The organism is Acinetobacter sp. 22512 (assembly GCF_052044755.1).
In the GTDB taxonomy this organism is placed as follows: Bacteria; Pseudomonadota; Gammaproteobacteria; order Pseudomonadales; family Moraxellaceae; genus Acinetobacter; species Acinetobacter pittii.
In genome coordinates this window covers 1-1,274 of the sequence record NZ_JBQENP010000044.1, presented here as the reverse complement: position 1 = coordinate 1,274, position 1,274 = coordinate 1, and the positions used below count along the sequence as shown (strand labels likewise).

1 protein-coding gene is annotated in these 1,274 nt (G+C 37.7%); it reads left to right on the top strand.

Annotated elements, in window-relative coordinates; genetic code table 11:
* Window positions 1–66: 66 nt before the first annotated feature.
* Window positions 67–1,232 (top strand): IS3-like element ISAba21 family transposase gene (locus tag ACTJJG_RS19010; protein WP_085947548.1). Its coding sequence is split into 2 segments (ribosomal slippage): window positions 67–325 and window positions 325–1,232, totalling 1,167 coding nucleotides; the frame shifts between segments, so codons are not numbered across the junction.
* Window positions 1,233–1,274 lie beyond the last annotated feature (42 nt).

Genomic DNA, 1,274 nt, shown 5'->3' with positions numbered 1-1,274 from the left:
TGATGTGTGCTGAGAAAACAGGAGGTTTTAACTTGGTAAACTATAGACACTCATCAGGAGTTTACCATGAGCAAGAAACAGAAGACTTACACCGCAGAATTTAAAGTTGAAGCAATAAAATTGATTGAAGCCAATCAAGGCAATGTATCGGAAACAGCCAGACAACTTGGCATTTCAATGCAAACTCTTTCAAATTGGAATAATAAAGCAAAGACTGGCACCTTAGCAGGCACTAAACAATATTCACCTGATCTAAATGCCTTACTCGAAGAAAATAAAAAGCTCAAACAACAGCTCAAAACAGCTGAAATGGAACGTGAATTTCTAAAAAAGGCAGCAGCGTACTTTGCGAAAGAAAGTCAGTAAGGTACGCCTATATGAAACAGCAAAGATATTTATTCCCGATTAGCTTTATGGCTAGATTACTTCACGTTTCAGTGTCACGATTTTATGATTGGCTAAAACGAGGCATGAATAAAAGATTGGTTCAGCGAAATCAACAGACAATTTTGGTCAAAATAGCTCATGAGGAAACTAAACAAAGCTATGGCTATATTCGATTAACTAAGCATTTACAAGCGCAAGGTATCAAAATCAGTACGTATGCTGTACGTCAAATAAAAAAGCTCAACCAGCTGTATTGTAAGCGTCATAAGCGTTTCAAAAGAACTACGAAGAGTGATCATAATCGAGCGATCTACGCAAATTTACTAGAGCAACAGTTTTCAATGACTAAGCCCAATCTTGCATGGTCAAGCGATATTACATACATTTGGACTGCTGAAGGTTGGTTATACTTGGCAGCAGTAAAAGACCTGTACACGAAACAAGTGGTTGGCTATAGCTTAAATGAGCGTATGACCGCACAACTTGTTTGCAATGCACTGACTATGGCGATTCGTAATCAAAAACCAACGAAAGGCTTAATTATTCATTCGGACAGAGGCAGCCAATATTGCAGCCATGAATATCGAAAGATACTGGAAAAATGTGATTTTCAAGGTTCAATGAGCAAACGTGGGGACTGTTACGATAATGCACCGATTGAAAGTTTCTGGGGCATACTCAAGAATGAATTAGTGCATCATTGCAACTATAAAACCAGAGATGAAGCTAAAGCAGATATTACAGAATACATTGTGTTATTTTATAATCAGCGAAGAATTCAAAAGAGTTTGGATTTTAAAACGCCAAATCAAATAGCAGAGAACTTTTATCGGTTAGCTGCCTAGCATATCCCAAGTGAAAGTCTCCTGCTAATTCAGCACATATCA